Source organism: Hydrogenophaga sp. (genome assembly GCF_041633695.1).
GTDB lineage: Bacteria > Pseudomonadota > Gammaproteobacteria > Burkholderiales > Burkholderiaceae_C > Hydrogenophaga.
Genome location: NZ_JBFJMY010000026.1, coordinates 1 through 20,314, shown reverse-complemented (window position 1 = coordinate 20,314; position 20,314 = coordinate 1). Strand labels below are relative to the sequence as shown.

The 20,314-nt window shown below is 63.4% G+C and carries 19 protein-coding genes; 7 read left to right on the top strand and 12 right to left on the bottom strand.

The features are described from left to right. Together ABYB95_RS03030 and ABYB95_RS03025 are read right to left on the bottom strand one after the other, a co-directional pair. On the bottom strand, window positions 1-185 hold a 185-nt coding region (locus ABYB95_RS03030), incomplete at its 3' end, for a hypothetical protein (protein ID WP_372656954.1). Window positions 186-220: 35 nt separating this feature from the next. Further along, entirely contained in the window at window positions 221-376 is a 156-nt protein-coding gene (locus ABYB95_RS03025; protein ID WP_372656953.1) for a hypothetical protein, read from the bottom strand. A gap of 33 nt (window positions 377-409) precedes the next feature. Here ABYB95_RS03025 and ABYB95_RS03020 point away from each other — a divergent pair, with 33 nt between their 5' ends. Further along, window positions 410-589 carry a hypothetical protein gene (locus ABYB95_RS03020; protein WP_372656952.1) on the top strand — a complete coding sequence of 60 codons (180 nt, stop codon included), beginning with the start codon at window positions 410-412 and terminating at the stop codon, window positions 587-589. Between the two features lie 301 nt (window positions 590-890). Further along, window positions 891-1,580, top strand: a complete 690-nt coding sequence (locus ABYB95_RS03015) for a Crp/Fnr family transcriptional regulator (RefSeq protein ID WP_372656951.1) — start codon at window positions 891-893, stop codon at window positions 1,578-1,580. 15 nt (window positions 1,581-1,595) lie between these two features. Here the strand turns inward: ABYB95_RS03015 and ABYB95_RS03010 are convergent, their stop codons facing one another. Both ABYB95_RS03010 and ABYB95_RS03005 read right to left on the bottom strand, forming a co-directional pair. Then, window positions 1,596-3,263, bottom strand: a complete 1,668-nt coding sequence (locus ABYB95_RS03010) for an acyl-CoA synthetase (RefSeq protein ID WP_372656957.1) — start codon at window positions 3,261-3,263, stop codon at window positions 1,596-1,598. Between the two features lie 20 nt (window positions 3,264-3,283). Further along, window positions 3,284-4,006, bottom strand: a complete 723-nt coding sequence (locus tag ABYB95_RS03005; protein ID WP_372656950.1) for a nitroreductase — start codon at window positions 4,004-4,006, stop codon at window positions 3,284-3,286. Window positions 4,007-4,399: 393 nt separating this feature from the next. On the opposite strand from ABYB95_RS03005, the gene urtA reads away from it, so the two are divergent. From urtA to urtE, 5 genes are all read left to right on the top strand, one after another. Then, entirely contained in the window at window positions 4,400-5,662 is a 1,263-nt protein-coding gene (urtA, locus tag ABYB95_RS03000; protein ID WP_372656956.1) for an urea ABC transporter substrate-binding protein, read from the top strand. Between the two features lie 181 nt (window positions 5,663-5,843). After that, on the top strand, window positions 5,844-7,442 hold the full coding sequence (gene urtB, locus ABYB95_RS02995; protein ID WP_372656949.1) for an urea ABC transporter permease subunit UrtB: 1,599 nt from the start codon (window positions 5,844-5,846) through the stop codon (window positions 7,440-7,442). A gap of 95 nt (window positions 7,443-7,537) precedes the next feature. Further along, entirely contained in the window at window positions 7,538-8,692 is a 1,155-nt protein-coding gene (gene urtC, locus ABYB95_RS02990) for an urea ABC transporter permease subunit UrtC (protein ID WP_372656947.1), read from the top strand. Then, the gene (gene urtD / locus ABYB95_RS02985) at window positions 8,689-9,564 is read left to right on the top strand and encodes an urea ABC transporter ATP-binding protein UrtD (protein WP_372656946.1); all 876 of its coding nucleotides are present in this window, start codon (window positions 8,689-8,691) and stop codon (window positions 9,562-9,564) included. Before urtC ends, urtD begins: the two co-directional genes overlap by 4 nt. A 554-nt stretch (window positions 9,565-10,118) precedes the next feature. Then, window positions 10,119-10,811: an urea ABC transporter ATP-binding subunit UrtE gene (gene urtE, locus ABYB95_RS02980; RefSeq protein WP_372656955.1), complete on the top strand. Its 693-nt coding sequence runs from the start codon at window positions 10,119-10,121 to the stop codon at window positions 10,809-10,811. A gap of 127 nt (window positions 10,812-10,938) precedes the next feature. Here the strand turns inward: urtE and ABYB95_RS02975 are convergent, their stop codons facing one another. From ABYB95_RS02975 to ABYB95_RS02940, 8 genes are all read right to left on the bottom strand, one after another. Then, a complete protein-coding gene (locus ABYB95_RS02975) occupies window positions 10,939-12,666 on the bottom strand; it encodes a response regulator (RefSeq protein WP_372656945.1) in 1,728 nt (575 codons plus the stop codon). Window positions 12,667-12,773: 107 nt separating this feature from the next. After that, complete coding sequence (locus ABYB95_RS02970) at window positions 12,774-13,604, bottom strand: urease accessory protein UreD (RefSeq protein ID WP_372656944.1); 831 nt, start codon at window positions 13,602-13,604, stop codon at window positions 12,774-12,776. A 56-nt stretch (window positions 13,605-13,660) separates the two neighbouring features. Continuing rightward, on the bottom strand, window positions 13,661-14,137 hold the full coding sequence (locus tag ABYB95_RS02965; protein ID WP_372656943.1) for a nucleoside deaminase: 477 nt from the start codon (window positions 14,135-14,137) through the stop codon (window positions 13,661-13,663). A gap of 125 nt (window positions 14,138-14,262) precedes the next feature. Next, entirely contained in the window at window positions 14,263-15,027 is a 765-nt protein-coding gene (locus ABYB95_RS02960) for an ABC transporter permease (RefSeq protein WP_372656942.1), read from the bottom strand. Between the two features lie 122 nt (window positions 15,028-15,149). After that, complete coding sequence (locus tag ABYB95_RS02955; RefSeq protein WP_372656941.1) at window positions 15,150-15,998, bottom strand: ABC transporter ATP-binding protein; 849 nt, start codon at window positions 15,996-15,998, stop codon at window positions 15,150-15,152. An 83-nt stretch (window positions 15,999-16,081) separates the two neighbouring features. Then, window positions 16,082-17,116 carry an ABC transporter substrate-binding protein gene (locus ABYB95_RS02950; protein ID WP_372656940.1) on the bottom strand — a complete coding sequence of 345 codons (1,035 nt, stop codon included), beginning with the start codon at window positions 17,114-17,116 and terminating at the stop codon, window positions 16,082-16,084. A 284-nt stretch (window positions 17,117-17,400) separates the two neighbouring features. Beyond that, the gene (locus ABYB95_RS02945) at window positions 17,401-19,713 is read right to left on the bottom strand and encodes an NADP-dependent malic enzyme (RefSeq protein WP_372656939.1); all 2,313 of its coding nucleotides are present in this window, start codon (window positions 19,711-19,713) and stop codon (window positions 17,401-17,403) included. 91 nt (window positions 19,714-19,804) lie between these two features. Continuing rightward, the coding region (locus ABYB95_RS02940; RefSeq protein ID WP_372656938.1) for a M20/M25/M40 family metallo-hydrolase at window positions 19,805-20,314 on the bottom strand (510 nt) is incomplete at its 5' end.

Sequence of the window (20,314 nt, the reverse complement as noted above, 5' to 3'; positions counted from 1 at the left end):
TGGTACTGGGCGAAGACCTGATGCGATTCGAGATCGACCGTGACGTCAAGGTCTTCGATGCACACCATTCGAAGGTCGATGTCGATCCCCGCTGAACGCTCTGCAGCTCCGATCGCGTCGGCATGATCTTCCACCGCCCATTCGCAGGGGCAAGCATCCTGGATCATGAACACGAACGCGCTCAAGACCGCCTTTTTCTCACGTCAAGCCAGGCGACAATTTATTGTTTGCATGGGGTCCGCCTGACTTCTTCATCTGCTGCGACTTCGGCGTCGAACGGGCCGCCACCGGTGCTGTTGTCGAGCAGTTCGTTTTGGCCAATATGGCACCCGACAAGGGCACCGGTTTGCATGCCCACGAAGCGCAGCAATTCCATACCGTCTGCACGCTCTAAGCCTAGGCACGCTCCATGCCTGCAGACCGGGAGACGCGGGTCGGGGTTTACTTCGCGAAGCGCCTGGAATCGTTTGCCAGCTTCAGCATCTTCTTCACCAAGAGCCCCATTGCCGTTTGCTTGTGGGTATTGATTGCCGTGTCGATCGGCTATTCGGCGGTCTCGGCGCGCAAGGCGAAGCGGCTAGCGGCTTGAGGATTTGGGCTGAGCGGGCAAGGTGCCAGGCTGGACACCGAAGCCCACAAATTGCCCCTGTTACAACGGGGCATGGCTTTGGCTGGTGCGCAAGTGTGCGGATCTAGGTTCGCAGCGGCGTTGTTCGCGTAACGGTGACGGGCAGTTGACGACCAGAACAAGTCATTTATCGAGGGGAAAGTGGACAACCCATTTGGACGAATATGACGATCCAGCGGTTCCTTCAAACGGCGAGCAGTGTTCTTGCTATTCGCAACGATCCCCATGAAAATCGTGGTCTTGATTCACCTTCCTACACGCCATGCCTGAAGATCCGTTGGAGCGCCTGCTTTCTCATTCGTCGTGGATGACCTGTTTGACGGACTTGCAGGCCGAGCGGGTGCGCCAAGCGATTTCGATCGTTTCTTTTGCAGCTGGCACCACGGTGTGCGCGCGGTCCACCCCCTCTGCACATTGGCTCGGTGTGATGGACGGCATGCTCAAGCTGGAGAACATATCCGAGGGCGGAAAGAGCAGCAGCTTTGCGAGCGTTCCTGCGGGCGCATGGTTCGGGGAAGGCGCGGTGCTCAAAGGTGAACTGAGGCCCTATGAGATCGTCGCCTTGCGCAACAGCCAGGTCGCATTCCTGCCGCGCGACAACTTTCTGAGCCTGCTGGAGGAAAGCCATCCCTTCGCTCTCTGGCTGATCGCGCACCTCAATGCGCGCCTGGGGCACTACGTGGCGCTTGTTCAAAACTTCCGCTTGGGAGACACCGTGGCGCAAGTGGCCTATAGCCTGTCCGGCCTGTTCAACCCAGCGCTGTTTCCCAATACGGAGCGGTGCATCACGATCTCCCAGGAAGAGCTGGGACGCCTTGCAGGTGTGTCACGCCAGGTGGCGAACCGGGCACTGCAGGAGCTGCAGGAGCGGGGCGCCATTCGCGTCAGCTACGGATCCATCGAGGTGATTGATCTCCACGTGTTGCAAGACTTGGCGCGCGAGGCTGCGTGAAGTGCTGGACGCCGCTCAGGCGTCCAACACTGGCCCAGACAGCCGCGTGATGGCATCGCGGCTACCCGCGATGTCCCGGAGTCGGAATTTCTGAATCTTGCCCGTGGCCGTCTTGGGCAAGGCATCGAACACCACGCGACGCGGGCACTTGAAGTGCGCCAGGTGGCTGCGGCAGAACGCGATCAATTCCATCTCACTGACCGCATCCGCGCCCGGCTTGAGCTCGACGAAGGCGCAAGGTACTTCGCCCCAGCGATCGTCCGGCTGGGCAACCACTGCGGCGAACAACACCGCCGGATGTCGATGCAAAACGTCTTCCACCTCCACCGACGAGATGTTTTCCCCGCCGGAAATGATGACGTCCTTGGACCGGTCCGTGATCTGGAGGTAGCCATCCGGATGCACGACAGCGATGTCGCCAGTGTGGAACCAGCCACCTTCGAAGGCTTTCCCGGTGGCACTGGGGTTCTTCAGATAGCCCTTCATGACGGTGTTGCCACGGATCATGATCTCGCCCGCCGTGGTGCCGTCGTGCGGCACTTCCAGCAGGGTCTGGGGATCGAGGACGCGCAGCGCTTCCAGGGCCGCAGCACGTACGCCCTGGCGGGCTTGCAGGCGGGCACGATCGGCCGCCGGCAAAGCGTTCCATTCAGGTTGTTGCACGCAGCTCACCGGCGTGCCCGAGATTTCGGTGATGCCATAGACGTGGTCCACGTCGAACCCCATGGCCGATATGGTTTGCAGGATCGTGGCAGGCGGTGGCGACCCGGCTGTAAGTATGCGAACCCGGCGCGGCAGGGGCTTGCGCTCTTCGGGTGTCGCGTTGGCGAGCATGGCCAACACCGTGGGGGCTGCGCAGAAGTGGTCCACGCCATGTTCGACGATCGCATCGAAGATGGTCTGCGCACTGACCTTGCGCAGGCACACGTGGGTGCCTGCGGCTGCGGTGATGGCCCAGGTGAAGCACCAACCGTTTGCATGGAACATCGGCAGAGTCCACAGATAAACCGGCGCTCGTGGAACGGCCCAATCGGTGAGCTGCAGCATGCTCATCAGGTAGGTGCTTCGATGGCTCGGAACCACACCTTTCGGGTCCCCGGTGGTTCCCGATGTGTAGTTCAACGCGATGGGGTCCCATTCGTCTATCGGCCAGATACCGTCGAAGTCTGGCTCTCCTTCAGCCAGGAGGGTCTCGTAGTTCAGTGCCGCGATTCCCGATTCGCCTTGTGTGGGCTGGTCATCGATCCGCACCACGAGGGGTGGCTGCTCCAGCAGCGCGATGGCGCGCTGCGCCACACCGGAGAACTCGCTGTCCACCAACAGAATCCGCGCTTCCCCGTGGCGCAGGATGAAGGCGATGCCTTCGGCGTCCAGCCGGCAGTTGATGGCGTTGAGCACCGCGCCAGACAGGGGGACGCCGAAATGCGCCTCCAGCATGGCAGGTGTGTTGGGCGCCAGAACGGAGACCGTGTCGCCGCGTTGCACGCCACGGCGCACCAGCGCGCTGGCCAGGCGATTGGCTCGCTCACGCGTTTGCGCCCAGGTCTGATTCAGCCCTGCATGCACCAGCGCGACCCGCTGGGGGTGCACTTGTGCACTGCGCTCCAGGAACCCAAGGGGCGTCAGTGGGACGTGGTTTGCTTCGACACGTTCCAGGCCTTGTCGATAGGGACTTCGGTCCATGCTGTTGTCTCCAATAATTTTTAGGTGTGGAAGGTGGTGAATGAATCCACACCTTCTCTGTGTGTGACCAGTGAGTTCTCGATGCGACTTGGATCGGCGTAGCCCAGGCTCATTCCACACACCACCATCTCCTGGTCGGGGATGGCGAGTTCGCAGGCAATGATTCGGTGGAACTTGGTGAAAGCCACCTGCGGACAGGTGTCGAGCGAGCGGGCCCGTGCGGCCACCATGACGCTCTGCAGAAACATCCCGTAGTCGATCAGGCTGCCCGCCTGCATGACCCGGTCGATCGTGAAGATCAGGCCAACAGGTGCGTCAAAGAATCGGTAGTTGCGCCCATGCTGCGCGTGCATGCGGGCCTTGTCCGTCTTCGAAATACCCAGTAGGCCGTACAGGTCCCACCCCACCTTGCGGCGGCGATCCAGGTAGGGCGAGACCCAGTCCAGCGGGTAGTAGGTGTAGGGTTCCTCCAGCGAGTGTGCCTGCGATGGGTTGTCGTCTACAACCGCGATCGCAGCGCTTAGCCGGTCTTTTGCCGAACCGGTGAGTACATGCACTCTCCATGGCTGGGTGTTCACGCCCGACGCGGCATGGCGTGCCACGTCCAGAATCGAAACGATGTCTTTCCTGTCCACCTCGGTGGGCAGAAAGGCGCGAATACTGCGTCGCGAAAAGACAGCCCAATCGACGGCGCTGCGCAGCAACGACGGTGAAATGGCTGGGGCGGGATCGAGACGGTTCATGGCGTGGACATCGGGCAGGGAATGTCGGGATGCTATCCGCGCCGGTCTTTCATGACTGTCGATCGAAAGACATTCACTCCATCGACGCCCATGTCGCCTTGAACGGACCGACTGCATCCGGTCGATTTCGGTCACACAGGCATCAGGTGTCACAGGCGGGAGAGCGCATTTCATTGGGTTGCGTTACGCGAATTGGTCCGCTCGGTACGGCAAATCCCCAGGGCCCTATCAACCAATCACCACCCCCGGCATACGCCACCCGGCGTACAGACGCCCCTCCGGGTCTTCCCTAGCATCCAGTTGTCCCCTGTGAACCGCCCGACTACGGGTGGCGCAGCGGCAAGAGTCACCCCCTCAACCGGATGTTTTTGGAATAACTGGAGAAGCCCCATGATGCAACGTCGATTTACCCTCAAAGCCCTGTCGGTGGCCGCCGCCCTGGGCGCACTGGGCCTGCCCGCCCACGCGGCAGACACCATCAAAGTCGGTGTGCTGCACAGCCTGTCGGGCACCATGGCGATTTCCGAAACCGTCTTGAAAGACGTGGCCCTGATGGCCATCGACGAGATCAACGCCAAGGGCGGCGTCATGGGCAAGAAGCTCGAACCCGTGGTGGTAGACCCCGCCTCCAACTGGCCGCTGTTCGCCGAAAAGGCCAAGCAGCTGATCGACCAGGACAAAGTGGCCGCCGTGTTCGGCTGCTGGACCAGCGTGTCCCGCAAGTCGGTGCTGCCGGTGTTCGAAGAAAAGAACGCCTTGTTGTTCTACCCGGTGCAGTACGAAGGCGAAGAGCTTTCCAAGAATGTGTTCTACACCGGTGCTGCGCCCAACCAGCAGGCCATTCCTGCGGTGGAATACCTGATGAGCAAAGACGGCGGTTCGGCCAAGCGCTTTGTGCTGCTGGGTACCGACTACGTCTACCCCCGCACCACCAACAAGATCCTGCGCGCTTTCCTGAAAGCCAAGGGCATCCCTGAGTCGGACATCATGGAGGAGTACACCCCCTTCGGCCATTCCGACTACCAGACCATCATTGCCAACATCAAGAAGTTCGCGTCCGAAGGCAAGAAGACGGCTGTGGTTTCGACCATCAACGGCGACTCCAACGTGCCGTTCTACAAAGAGCTGGGCAACGCCGGTCTGTCGGCCAAGAACGTGCCCGTGGTGGCTTTCTCGGTGGGTGAAGAAGAGCTGCGCGGTGTGGACACCAAGCCGCTGGTGGGCCACCTGGCCGCCTGGAACTACTTCATGTCGATCAAGAACCCGACCAACACCGCTTTCATCAAGCAGTGGAGCGATTACGCCAAGGCCAAGAACATCCCCGGCCACAAAGACAAGCCTTTGACCAACGACCCGATGGAAGCCACCTACATCGGCATCCACATGTGGGCGCAAGCGGTTGAAAAGGCCAAGAGCACCGACACCGACAAGGTGATCGCTGCCATGGCTGGCCAGACCTTCAAGGCACCGGGCGGTTTCATGTCCACCATGGACAAGGAAAACCACCACCTGCACAAGCCGGTCTTCATCGGTGAAATCAAGGCCGACGGCCAGTTCAACGTGGTGTGGAAGACGCCTGGCCCCGTGGTGGCCGATCCCTGGAGCGACTACATCGCCGAGAACAAGGGCAAGAAAAACGTCGCCATGGCGAAGTGATCGGGCGCTGAATGCGGCCCGGACGCCAAGCCGCACAGGCCTGCGTCCGGGCCGATGTCGTCGAAGCCCTGGCAACGGGGGTTCGGCGCAAACCATCCAACGAGCGGTGTGGTGCTGTGCGCCACGCCGAAGGTCTACCGCCAAGCGTTTGAGCCCACAACGCGTGAAGAAAGACGTACCCATGCGTCCCACCCTGAATCTCTGGTTGAAAGCGGGCCTGTGCGCCCTCTGGCTGCTGCTCGCCGTGCCGTCCCACGCGCTGACGTCCGCCGACGCTCTGCAACTGGTCACGGGCGATAGCGACCAACGCATCGCCACCCTGAACCGGCTGGCCTCGGCGAAAGACGAAAAAGCTGCGGCGCTGATCCGCGCGCTGGGCGAAGAGGCGGTGCGTGTGCAGGGCGAGCAGGTGCTGATCCTGCAAGGCGACACCGCCACCGACGCGGTCAGCGGTGCCCCGGTTTCTCTTGGCGACAGCGCCGAAGACGTGATGCTGAACAACCGCTTGCGCAGCGCGCTCGATACCGCGCTGGCCGGCATGGAGCTGGTGGACGGAGACCCCGCACGCCAACGCGAGGCTGCTCTGATCTTGCAGCGCGTGAGCTTTGACGAACCCGATGCGGCGCAACTGCCGCTGATGGAAAGCCTGCTGAAGGCCGATCTGGACGCCGACGCGCGCCAGACGCTGGAGCTGGCCCAGGCAGCGATTCTGCTGGCCAGCGAAGACCCCGCCCAACGGCTGCAAGCCGCGCAAAAACTGGGCGAGGCGCACAAGGCCATCGTGCGCCCGCTGCTGATGCAGCGCATCGAAACAGAAACCGATGAGCGGGTGAAGGCCGCGCTCAAGACTTCCTTGGCTGGGCTCGACCGCTCGCTGGCTTTCTCCAGCGCGCTGGCCGAGGCCTTTACCGGCGTGAGCCTGGGCAGCATCTTGCTGCTGGCGGCGCTGGGTCTGGCCATCACTTACGGCCTCATGGGCGTCATCAACATGGCGCACGGCGAGCTGATCATGATCGGCGCCTACGCCACTTGGCTGGTGCAGTCCTTCTTCCGCCAGGCCCTGCCCGAGTGGTTCGACTGGTACCTGCTGGCCGCCATGCCGCTGGCGTTTTTGGCCTCCGCGCTGGTGGGCGCGGTGATGGAGCGCACGGTGATCCGCTTCCTCTATGGCCGCCCACTGGAAACCTTGCTCGCCACCTGGGGCATCAGTCTGGTGTTGATGCAAGGCGTGCGCAGCATTTTTGGCGCACAGAACGTGGGTGTGGAAAACCCGAGCTGGATGAGCGGCAGCGTCACGCTGCTGGGCAACCTCACCCTGCCGTGGAATCGCATCGTCATCATCGCTTTCGCCATCGCCGTGCTGGTGGGTGTGACGCTGCTGATCAGCAAGACGCGCCTGGGTCTGTTCGTGCGCGGCGTCACGCAGAACCGGCCCATTGCCGCGTGCATGGGCGTGAACACCGCGCGCATCGATACCTATGCTTTTGCCCTGGGCTCGGGCATTGCCGGGCTGGCCGGTTGTGCCCTGAGCCAGATCGGCAACGTCGGGCCCGACCTGGGCCAGAACTACATCGTGGATTCGTTCATGGTGGTGGTGCTGGGCGGTGTGGGGCAGCTCGCCGGCACGGTATACGCCGCACTGGGCCTGGGCATTTTGAACAAACTGATCGAAGGCTGGGCCGGTGCCGTGCTGGCCAAGATCGCCGTGCTGGTGTTCATCATCGTCTTCATCCAGAAGCGTCCACAAGGTATTTTTGCGATGAAGGGAAGGGAAGCATGACCGCCGACAAAAATGCCGTTCGGGCTGAGCTTGTCGAAGCCCCGGCCCAGGTCTTGGTGAGCCCTTCGACAAGCTCAGGGCGAACGGAGCTTGTTTTGCCCAGCCGCGGCCCCTTGCTCACGCGCACCGGCTGGAGCACCTTTGTTGTGGCCCTGTTGGTGGTGTGCGCCCTGGCGCCCGCGCTCAATCTGCTGGTGCCCGAGAGCAGCGCTTTCCACCTGAGCGACTACATGGTCGGCCTGCTGGGCAAGATCATGTGCTACGCCATCTGTGCCCTGGCCATGGACCTGATCTGGGGCTACACCGGCATTCTGAGCCTGGGCCATGGCTTGTTTTTTGCGCTGGGTGGCTACGTGATGGGCATGTACCTCATGCGCCAGATCGGCACCGACGGCAACTACAAAAGCGATCTGCCCGACTTCATGGTGTTCCTGGACTGGAAGGAACTGCCCTGGCATTGGGCGCTGTCCGACAGCTTCATCGCCACCTTGCTGCTGATCGTGCTGGTGCCGGGTGTGGTGGCCTTTGTGTTTGGCTACTTCGCGTTCCGCTCGCGCATCAAAGGCGTGTATTTCTCCATCATCACGCAGGCGCTCACGTTCGCTGCGCTGCTGCTGTTCTTCCGCAACGAAACCGGTCTGGGTGGCAACAACGGCTTCACCGATTTCAAGCGCATCCTGGGCATGCCGCTGGCCACACAAGGCATGCGCATGACGCTGTTTGTCTTGACCGGTGTGAGCTTGCTGGGCTTTTTCCTGTGGGCACGCTGGCTGGTGAATTCCAAGTTCGGCCGCGTGCTGCAAGCGGTGCGCGACGCCGAAAGCCGGGTCATGTTCTGCGGCTACAACCCGCTGCCATACAAGCTCACCATCTGGACCATCTCGGCCGTGATGTGCGGCGTGGCCGGTGCCTTGTACGTGCCCCAGGTCGGCATCATCAACCCCGGTGAACTCAGCACCGCCAGCAGCATCGAGATCGCGGTCTGGGCGGCCGTGGGTGGGCGTGCCAGCCTGGTCGGTCCCATCGTGGGTGCCTTCATCGTCAACGGTGCCAAGAGCTGGCTCACCGTGGCCTTTCCCGAAGTCTGGCTGTATTTTCTGGGGGCGCTGTTCATCGCGGTCACGCTGTTCATGCCGCAGGGCGTGGTGGGCTTGGTGAAGAAGATGCGCGGGACCAAGCCCGATGCCAGCAGTCCACCCAGGGTGTCACCACAACCCGCGCCAGCGGCACAGAACGGAGGCCAGCCATGACCCCCGACTTGATGGAAGAGGGCGCTCAGCGCCTGGAGCAGGCACGGGCCGCGCAGGCCATGGGGCAGACCGAGTCCGGCGGCCGCCAGGCCGGGTTCTCGCGCCTGCACACACCGGGCGAGGTGGACATCACCCACGGCCGCATCCTGTACCTGGAAGACGTGCATGTGAGCTTCGATGGCTTCAAGGCCATCAACGGCTTGTCGCTGGACATTGCGCCGGGTGAGCTGCGCTGCATCATCGGCCCCAACGGCGCGGGCAAGACCACCATGATGGACATCATCACCGGCAAGACAAGGCCGGATTCGGGGCAGGTGTTTTTTGGCAGCACCATCGATTTGCTGCGCTACCGCGAACCGCAGATTGCGGCCATGGGCATTGGCCGCAAGTTCCAGAAGCCCACGGTTTTTGAACACCTGAGCGTGTTCGAAAACCTGGAGCTGGCGCTGGCCACAAACAAGGGCGTGCGCCACAGCATGGTGTTTCGCCTGACCGGCGCCGAAAAAGACCGCCTGGCCGAGGTGCTGACCACCATCCACCTGGCCGACAGCGCGGCCCGCCTTTCGGGCAACCTGAGCCACGGCCAGAAGCAGTGGCTGGAGATCGGCATGCTGCTGATGCAAGACCCCAAGCTCTTGCTGCTGGACGAACCCGTGGCCGGCATGACCGACGAAGAAACCGAACGCACGGCGCAACTTTTCCTCACGCTCAAGGGCAAGCATTCGCTGATGGTGGTGGAGCACGACATGAGTTTCATCCGCACGATTTCGGAGAAGGTGACGGTGTTGTGTGAGGGGTCTGTGTTGGCCGAGGGCACGCTCGATGAGGTGCAGGCCGACGAACGCGTGATCGAGGTTTATCTTGGCCGATGAGCTTTTGATTTCCGGTGGCTTGGTTTGGCCGGGTCTCGGCCCGGCGGCCGACTCACTTTCTTTTGCTTCGCCAAAAGAAAGTAAGCAAAGAAAAGGCGAGCCGGATGCGCCGTCCCTCCGCTGCGCTGCGGGCACACTGCGTTGCTCGGTCCGGGCGGGGTGCGCGCAAACTTGTCCGCTGCGCGGCCTTCGGACACGCGCGCCCCTTGATCCGCCCAGCCCTGCGCTACTCGCCAGCGCACGACGGCGCAGAGCAGATACGGGGACACGGTCGCCGGAAGGGAAGTCGGTCCCCGCATCCGTGCTTTGCCGTGTGGCCGGGCTGAGCAGCGCAGGGGCGCTCGGAAAAGAGGCGCGCATGTTTGAGGCGATAGCCGAGTTTGCGCGCCTCTCGAGCGAACCGAGCAGCGCAAGGAACCGCGCAGCGGCCCGGACTTCGGCTCGCCTTTCTTTTGCTCACTTTTCTTTGGCGAAGCAAAGAAAAGTGAGTCGGCCGCCGGGGCGAGACCCGGCACCTCACTCAAGCCCACACACAAGAGGAACACAGCATGAGCTTGCTTGAAGTCAAAGAAGTCAACCAGTACTACGGTGGCAGCCACATCCTGCGCAACGTCAGCCTCTCTGCCGAGCTGGGCAAAGTCACGGTGGTGCTGGGCCGCAACGGGGTGGGCAAGACCACGCTGCTCAAGTCGCTCATGGGGCTGGTGCCGATCAAGAGCGGCAGCGTCTCGCTCGATGGTGTGGACATCTCCAAAGCCACGCCCTACGAACGCGCCCGCCTGGGCGTGGGTTTTGTACCGCAGGGGCGCGAGATTTTTGGCCGGCTCACGGTGCTGGAAAACCTGGAAATGGGTTTGGCGACGAAGAAGGGCGGCACGCCGGTGCCGGGCGAGCTGTACGAGCTGTTTCCGGTGTTGAAAGAAATGCTGCACCGCCGGGGCGGCGATTTGTCGGGCGGGCAGCAGCAGCAACTGGCGATTGCACGGGCGCTGGCCGCCGGCCCGAAGTTGTTGATCCTGGACGAGCCGACCGAAGGCATTCAGCCCAACATCATCAAAGACATCGGCCGTGTCATCCGCATGCTCGCCGACCGCGGCAACATGGCCATCGTGCTGGTGGAGCAGTACTACGACTTTGCCGAAGCACTGGCCGACCGCTACCTGGTGATGGAGCGTGGCGAGGTGATTGCCCAGGGGCCGGGCAGCGAAATGGCCGACAAGGGCATACGCCAGCTGGTGGCGATTTGATGTGGATGCGCTTGCAAGCGCACCAAAGACATGGGCGCTGAAATTTGCACGGGGCTGGTATAGCAACAAGACCGGTGCGAACGGCTTCTGATGGCAAGAGCACCATGCGGCATGGTGCCCTTGCGCACTATTTGGGGGTGTTGACCGGTGGCTGTGGGGCGGGTGTTCGGTACAGCGGTTCGTACTGGGCCAGCAGACCTTCCTTGCTGGGCGCCTTGTAGCCGCCCGGCATGCTGATGCCGCCGGCGGTTCTGCCGTTTTTGAGCAGATCGCCCAGCCCGGCGTGGATGTCGGTGGTGCGAAAGTGCTCGCGCAGCGCTTGTACCGCTTCCAGCAAGGTTTCGCGATCGGGAATCTGCTCGGCGTAGCGCTGCAACACCAGGTAGGCCGATTCGATCAGCTTGGCGTTGCGGGTTTCTTCGCCGTGCTGCATCAGCTTTTTCACCGCCTCTTGCGGCTTGCCGTGCAGGCTCAAGGTCATGGCCTCTTCGGTGAGCTTGAGAATTTGCGTGTGGCTGGCGCGTATGCGCTGCGCGAAATCGGGCTGTTCGGTGACGACGCGGGCCAGCAACTCGGTCAGCGCCCGGCTGGTGGCGAAACGCCTGCCCAGGGTCTCGACGGTGTCCTCCATTTCGGTCAGGTGGATGGAGCGCGTGGCCAGTTGCGACATCAGGGCGAGCAGGTTGCAACCCGACTCGTAGTCGTAGTCGGCGTTCAGCACCTCATCGATCATGCGCCGCACCTCTTCGAGCACATGCGCGGTCTGGTGTTGCTGGATCAGGCTCAAGGCTTGTGCGGTGTCGGACAGGCGTTGCAGGCGCACCGAATCCGGGTTTTTTCCCACCAGACGCGTGAGGTCGTCGCAACAGCGGGTGAGGGCTTTGCGGTCGTTGTTGTCCAGGTGGGCAAACGCCATCAACACCAGCGCCTGCGGGTCGTACATCTTGGAGTCCAGACCGATGCGGGTGGCCCGTTCCAGCCGTTCCATGCCTTCTGCCCGGTCGCCTGTGTAGTAGGCCATCATGCCGTGTTTGAGCAGCCGGGGGATGGAGCCGGGCGTGAGCGTGGTGGCCATGCGGTAGGTGTCCATGGCCTTGTCGAAGTTGCCCATTTCGAACTGGGCGCGGCCCATCACGTCGTAGGCGTCGGCAAAACCCGGCTCGGCATCGATCAGGCTCTCCAGCGTATTGGACGCGCGCTGCGGGTGCCCGCCTTCGAGCTGTGCACGGGCCACGCCCAGGCGGGCCCAGGGCACGGTCTTGGCATCCACCACGGCCTGGTACATCTTCTGGGCGTCTTCGATGCGCCCGTTGCGCAGCATCAGCTCGGCACCTATGCGCGCGGCGTACAGCCAGTAGTTCCCCCGCGCCGCAAAGCGCTTGAGGCACAGGTTGGCGGCGGTGACGAAGTCCTCTTTTTCGATGGCGGTAAAAACGTCTTGCAACACGGCCTTGCGTTGGCGCGCCAGCTCGATGCGCTCCAGCAGCTTGCCTGCGGTGTGGGGTTTGAGCAGGTAGGCGTCGAGCGCGGCCTCGGCGGCCTCGGCCACCTTGGCGTAGGTGGCCTCGGCCGTCACCATGACGAACACGGTGTAGAACGGCAGCAACTGGTTGCGCCGCAAGTCGTCCAGCAGTTCCTGGCCCGAGCTTTCTTCGCGGTCGAACGATTGTTCGCAGATCACCACGTCGTAGCTGCTGAATTCCAGCTTGCGCCGCGCTTCCAGCACGCGCGAGCATTGCGTCACCGTGCCGACCCCGAGCTCGCGCAGCTGCGACACCAGAATCGAGCGAGAGGTGGGATTGCCGTCGATGACCAGGGCACGGGCATCGGCGTAATGGGAGGAAGGTGAAGCCATGCGGGGAGGGGGGCATTGGAACAAAAAAATGCCGTGCCTCGATTGTTTCGCCCTTCCTCGCCACTGAAGCGCCGAAATGGCAGGCAATGGCGCCGCTTTTGTCGCGGTCAGACCGCCCAGATGCGGGGCGGCGGTGCGTCCAGCCCCCAGGCTTTGGCGCGAAGTGCGCGCCAGACGCGCTGAAAATCGGCCATCAGCGGCTCCACCAAAGGCGCCAGGGCGCGCACCACCAGGGTTTGCGGGTTGGGGCAGGTCGCGGCGGCTTGCACCTCTGGTCCGCAGCCCGCCAGGGCGGCGCGCACGGTCTCCAGCAGTTGCTCGCTCCGGTCGCGGCCCAAGGGCGATCCGCTGGCCAGCACCAATGTGCCCAGGCAGCGCCGCCCCGCCAGCGCCAGCGGTGCGGCCATCAGGCGGCGGTCCTGGGCGTCTATGCAGGCCTGTTCCAGCCACAGGCCGGGAATCTCCAGGCGTTGGTGGAAACGGCCCGCATCAAAAGGCTTGTTGGCCGTGGGCAAGCCCAGGGCCGTCACGTCCCAGGCCAGCAATTCGGCGCCGGGCGCCAGCGTGGCACTCAGCCGGTTGTGGGCTTCGCAGCCGGCATAGGCAATGGCCTCCAGTGGCAACCATTCCAGGCGCGCGCCTGCGTCCAGCGTGAGGGCCACTTGTTGCGTGGTGCTCAAACCTTCGGAGGCGTAAAACCGGGTAGCGCCCGGCGTGCTCACCAGCGCATGTGCACCGGTGCCCACGTGCACTTGCACATCGAGCACATCACCCCCCACCAGCCCACCGGGGGGATGGACGATGACGTTGTGGCAGATGGCATCGCCCTCGGGGTACAGGCTTTTGAGTATGCGCAAGGGGCCATTGTGGTGGTGCTGCAGCACGGTGCGAGCACCGTCGCGGCGGTAGTTGAGTTCGAGTTGGGCGTGCCAGGGCATGCGGGGAGTTTAAGTGGGCGTGCGCGTTGCGTTGTTGCGCGCCGCGTGCAGCGGGATCAGCGCCGGTTCCAGAAGTCCCGGTGCGGTGCGGTCAGTGTGTCCACCAGTTCGGGAATGGGTCCTACCACCTCGATCGCCTTTTGCCCGCGTGCGATCACTTCGCGGCAGGGCAGCGACAAGGTGGGGTTTTCGGCGTGGTTGCCGGTGAGCGCGAGCAAGTCGGCTTCGCTCGCGCCGTAGACGATGCGCCCGATGTTGGCCCAGTACGCGGTGCCGGTGCACATGGCACAGGGCTCGAAGGTCGTCACCAGGGTGCAGCGGCCCAGGTACTCGCCAGGCCAGTTGTTGGCCGCGTGCCGCGCCAGGGTGGACTCGGCATGGTTCACCGTGTCGATATTGCCCTGCTCGGCCAACACCGTTTCACCATCGGGCGCCACCAGCAAGGCCCCGAACGGATGCCGGCCCATGGCGGCGGCACGTTGAGCCACGGTGTTGGCGTGGAGCAAGTGCCGGTGGATCTGATCAGGGTTCATGTGGTGCGCCAAGAAAGTGGAGTGAAGGGCAGTTGTCCAGGGACACCGCGGAACCGGCTCAGCCGGGCCGCAGGTGTCGTCCCCCCGCGAAGCAGGGGGGAAGCGCCGTCAGGCGCGCAGGGGGGTTAGCCCTGACTGCTGCGGTGCGCCCAGCCCGTGGTGTGCTTTTCGATCCAGCTGAACAGCTCGTACATGCCCATGGCCATGATGCCGACCACCAGCAGGCCACTGAACGCCAGGCCCATCTGCATGGACGAACCGGCCGAGATCAGCAGGTAGCCAATGCCTTCGTTCGAGGCTGTCATCTCCGACACCGTGGTGCCGACAAAGGCCAGCGTGATCGCGACCTTGAGCGAACCGAAGAAGTAGGGCATGGAGCGCGGCAGGCCGACTTTGGTCAGCACGTCCCAGCGCTTGGCACCCAGCACCCGCAGCACGTCTTCCAGCTCGGGCTCCATGGTGGCCAGGCCGGTGGCGATGTTGACCATGATCGGGAAGAAGGAAATCAGGAAAGCGGTGAGCACCGCCGGCCCCACGCCAATGCCGAACCACACCACCAGAATCGGCACAAAAGCGGCCTTGGGCAAGGCGTTGAAGGCGGTCATCAGCGGGTAGATGGCGGCATAGGCCAGGCGCGAACTGCCAATCAGAAAACCGCCCAGCACACCCACCACGATGGCGATGCCAAAGCCCGCCATGGTCACCCAGAAGGTGCGCCAGGCGTGGCCCAGGATGATGTACTTGAACTCCATCGTCTGTTCCCAGATGCGCGACGGGCTGGGGAAGATGAATTCCGACACGCCAAAGCCGCGCGTGATCGCTTCCCAGACCAGGATGATGGCCACCAGCAGGATGAAGGGCGACCAGCGTTCCAGTTGTTTGTTGTTCATGATGTGTGTCCTTCGAAGATTGACATGCGCAGCGAGTGAAGTGCCAAAGCCCAGAGTGCCGTGGAACGGCCCTTCGACAAGCTCAGGACGGGCCGCAGCTGTTGCCCCTTGGGGGATGGCCGTCAGGCCGGCGCGGAGGTGGCCCCTCTCATCGCGCCAATGTGTCCGCGCAGCTCGTGCACGATGTCGGAAAACGCTTTGGTGTAGGTGACTTCGAGGTCGCGCGAGCGCGGAATGGGAATGTCGCGCTGCACCACAAAACGCCCCGGGCTCTTGCTCATGCAGTACACGGAGTCGGCCAGGAACACCGATTCGCGCAGGTCGTGCGTGACCAGAATGACGTTGAAGCGCTGCGCCTCCCACAGGTCGCGCAGCGTGCACCAGAGTTCTTCGCGGGTGAAGGCGTCGAGCGCGCCGAAAGGCTCGTCCAGCAGCAGCATCTTGGGTTCGTGGATCAAGGCGCGGCAGATGCTGGCGCGCTGCTGCATGCCGCCCGACAGTTCCCATGGAAACTTGTTTTCCATGCCACCCAGACCCACGCTTTCCAGCAACCTGCTGGCGCGCTCCACGTATTCCTTGCGCCGGTCTTTGAAGCTGCTGCGGTAGGGCTCCACAATTTCCAGCGGCAGCAGCACGTTGTTGAGCGTGGTGCGCCACGGCAGCAGCGAAGGTGCCTGGAAAGCCATGCCCGAAATCTTCAGCGGCCCGGTCACTGGCTGTCCGTCGATCAGGATCCGGCCCCGGCTGGGCATTTTCAAGCCGGTGGCCAGTTTCATGAAGGTGGATTTTCCGCAACCCGAGGGGCCGACGATGGCAATGAATTCGCCTTGCTTGACCTTCAGGTTGATGTCTTCGACCGCGAAGCTGTTCTTGGCCAGCAGCTCATCGTTGTAGGCCAGCCAGACCTGGTCGAAGTCGACAAAGTTCGAGGCGTCGCCAGGCGCGGGTGCAGCGGTGGAGGTATCGGGCATGGTGTGATGGTCTCAAAAAAAGGCCAGCTCTCAGGCTGGCCTTTGCCGGTGTGGACACAGTGGCAGATCGCCTACCGCGTCGCCTACTTCTTGGCTGCGGGCAGTATGTTCAATTCGGCCGCTGTCGGCAACATGCTGCCGTTCCAGACGGCGGCTGGGTCGATCCGGGTCTTGGTGGCATAGGCGTCCGAGACCTGGCTGGCCATGAGGCTCAAGCGGCCGGGAACGACCTGGCCAAAACCTTCCTTGCGGGCGTCCGGGCTGGCCACCACGGATTCGATCGCCAGTTGCAGGCGCCGGGTCTCCAGCGCCACGTTGATGATGCCGTCGCGCGCCTTGACGAACTCGATCGCCGCCGCCGGATTCTGGATCACGTCTTTGGCGCCTTTGGTGAAGGCCTTGAGGAAGGCTTTCACCGCGTCCGGGTGCTCCGCCAGGAACTTGGGCGAGGCGATGATGGCGTTGCCGTACAGCTTCACGCCGTAGTCGGCATAGGGCATGACGACCACATCTTCGGCCTTGACGCCGCGCGCTTCCAGGTTGAGCAGGGAGGTGAAGCCAAAGCCGGTGATGGCGTCGATGTCGCCGCGCACCAGCATGGTCTCGCGCAGCGGTGGGTCCATGGCGGTCCAGGCCACGTTGGTCACGTTGTTGGCTTTCTGGAAGATCGGGAACGCCTTGCGCCCGGCGTCGAACACCGGAGCGCCGAGTTTTTTGCCACTCAGGTCGGCGGGCTTGGTGATGCCGGTCTTCTTGAGCGCCAGCACCGCCGCCGGGGTGTTGTTGTAGACCATCATCACGGCCACCGGCTTGTTGGGTGCGTCCGCGTTGTTGGCGTGGAACTCCATCAGCGCGGCCATGTCGGCAAAGCCCATGTCGTAGCTGCCAGACGCCACGCGCGTGACCGCGCCGCCCGAGCCGTTGCCCGAATCGACCGTCACGTCCAGGCCGGCTGCCTTGAAATAGCCCTTGGCTTCGGGCAGCAGAAACAGGGCGGCCGGGCCTTCAAAGCGCCAGTCGAGCTGGAATTTGATCGGGGTGCTCTGGGCGTGGGCGGTGCCCAGCGTGGCCACAGTGGCCAGGGCGGCCAAGGTGTGGAAGAAATGGCGCTTGTTCATGGATTCTCCGTTGAAAGAAGGGGGCAGATGGGCGGGAGCCGGGTCCGTGTACACAACACTCAGCAATAAGAGTGCCAACAAGCGTGGGATGGTGGCAAGCGGCGAAGAAAGCCGTGCCCACAGGTGCACAGAATGTGTATACACATTGTCGTGGGCGCGCCGAGTACCTGCATCCTGAATTACCCTGAATGGTGCGTTTTTCGGGTGGCGCACTCTTGTGGGGCGCGCCGCACCGGCGACCGGCGCTGCCCGTTGGGGGGGGCGCCAGCGGCCGATCCAGATTCTTAGCTCTGACCCGGCTTGGCGCCTGGGTTTGCCGAGGTCTGTGCCGCAGCCAGCGCCGTCATGTTGAGCACCCGCCGCACCGTGGCCGCCGGGTTCAGGATGTGCACGGGCGCTGCCGCACCGAGCAACATGGGGCCGACCGTGACACCGTGGCTGTTGGTGGTTTTCAACACGTTGAACAAGATGTTGGCCGAGTCCAGATTCGGGCAGATCAACAGGTTGGCAGGACCGGTGAGGGAGCCGCCCGAGAGGTAGCTCTCGCGGATGTCTTCGTTCAGGGCCGCATCGCCGTGCAGTTCGCCGTCGCATTCGATGTCGGGGTGCTGCGCCACAAACAGGTCGCGCGCCAGGCGCATTTTTTTCGCGGAAGGGCGGCGCGACGAGCCGTAGCTGGAGTGTGAGAGAAAGGCCACCTTGGGCGGGATGCCAAAGCGCTGCACCTGTTGCGCCGCCATGGCAGCGATCTCGGCCAGAACCTGGGCGCTGGGGTCCTCGTTGACGTAGGTGTCGGCGATGAAGATGGTCTTGTTGTCCGTCATCAAGGCGTTGAGCGTGGCAAAGCAGCTGGCTCCTTTCTTCTGGCCCAGGATGTTGTGCACGCGTTCCAGGTGCACTTCAAAGGTGCCCACCAGGCCGCACAACATGGCGTCGGCGTCGCCCAGCGAAACCATCAGCGCGGCGATGATGGTGTTGGAGCGGCGCACAGCGGCTTTGGCCATGTCGGGCGTGATGCCGTTGCGGCCCATGAGCTGGTGGTAGTGCTCCCAGTACACGCGAAAACGCGGGTCGTCTTCGGGGTTGACGTTTTCCACATCCACGCCCAGGCGGATGCGCAGGCCGGCTTTTTCGATGCGCGCGGCGATCACGGCGGGGCGCCCGATCAGGATCGGCCGCGCCAGACCTTCGTCCAGCGCCATCTGGGCCGCGCGCAGCGCGCGCTCGTCTTCGCCGTCGGCATAGGCCACGCGCTTGGCCGAGGGCGCGATGGCCTTGGCGGTGTTGAACACCGGTTGCATCAGCAAGCCGGTCTGGTAGACAAAGCGCGAGAGCTGCTGCCGGTAGACGTCCATGTCGGCGATGGGCCGGGTGGCGACGCCCGAATCGGCGGCGGCCTGCGCCACGGCGGGCGCGATTTTCAGGATCAGGCGGGAGTCGAAAGGCTTGGGGATCAGGTAGTCGGGGCCGAAGCTCAGGTCTTGCCCGGCATAGGCGCTGGCGACTTCGTCGCTGGTCTCGCTCTTGGCCAGATCGGCGATCTGGCGCACGCAGGCCAGTTTCATTTCTTCGGTGATGCGCGTGGCACCGCAGTCCAGTGCGCCCCGGAAGATGTAGGGGAAACACAGCACGTTGTTGACCTGGTTCGGGTAGTCCGAACGGCCGGTGGCGATGATGCAGTCGGGCCGCACCGATTTGGCCAGTTCCGGGCGGATTTCCGGCTCGGGGTTGGCCAGCGCCAGGATGATGGGCTTGTCCGCCATGCTCTTGACCATCTCGACCGTCATCACACCGGGCGCCGAGCAACCCAGGAACACGTCGGCTGCGTTCACCGCATCGGCCAGGGTACGGGCCTCGGTCTTCTGGGCGTAACGCGCCTTGGATTCGTCGTAACCGCCGGGGCGGCCTTCGTAGATCACGCCCTTGGAGTCGCAGACAAAAATGTGTTCGGGCTTCACGCCCAGGCCCACCATCACGTCCAGGCAGGCCAGTGCGGCGGCACCCGCACCCGAGACCGCCAGTTTCACGTCGCCAATGGCCTTGCCGACCAGTTCCAGGCCGTTGAGCAAGGCCGCCGCCGAGATGATGGCCGTGCCGTGCTGGTCGTCGTGGAACACCGGGATGCCCATGCGTTCGCGCAGTTTCTTCTCGATGTAGAAACACTCGGGGGCTTTGATGTCTTCGAGGTTGATGCCGCCCAGCGTGGGCTCCATGGCCGCGATCATCTCGATCAGTTTGTCGGGGTCGTTTTCCGCCAGTTCGATGTCGAACACGTCGATGCCGGCGAACTTCTTGAACAGGCAGCCCTTGCCCTCCATCACCGGCTTGGCCGCCAGCGGGCCGATATTGCCCAGACCCAGCACGGCCGTGCCGTTGGTGATGACGCCGACCAGGTTGCCGCGCGCGGTGTATTCGGCCGCCAGGGTGGGGTCGGCCTCGATGGCCAGGCAGGGATAGGCCACGCCGGGGGAGTAGGCCAGCGACAGGTCGCGCTGGTTGGACAGGGGTTTGGTGGGGGTGACGGAAATCTTGCCTCGAACGGGCGAGCGGTGGTATTCGAACGCGGCGTCGCGCAGCTCTTGTTCAGCGGGTGTCATGGTGTCTCCTTCGATCATTTTTCATTCTGACATGGACTTTGGGCCTGCTGTCAGAGGGAAAACCGGCAGCGCCGGTTCCTGAGGCGCGGCTTCAGGCGGTGGGCGTTTGCAGCAAGTCCAGCAGGGTGCGGGCCAGCACTTGGGTGGCCCGCCGCAGGTCTTCCAGGTCCAGGCGCTCGTCGGCACGTTTGGCGTGGGATTCGAGCACGGTGCGCGGGCCGGCGCCGTAGATCACGCCGGGAATGCCGCGCTCCACGTACAGGCGCACATCGGTGTACAGCGGTGTGCCCAGCGCGGGTATGGGTTCGCCAAAAACCGCCTCGCCGTGTTTTTGCAGGGCGTTCACCACCGGCGCGTTGCCGGGCAGGGGCTGCATGGCGCGCGAGAGCAGCATGCGGCGCACGCCCATCTGCAAGCGCTTGCCGCCACGCGGTGGCGCAAAGCTGGCGGCGGCGGTGGCGATGGTTTCGCGCAGCGCCGCTTCCACCTGCACCGGGTCTTCTTCCGGGATCATGCGCCGGTCCACCTTGAACACCACCTTGCCGGGAATCACATTGGTGTTGGTGCCGCCTTCGATCTGGCCCACGTTCAGGTACGGGTG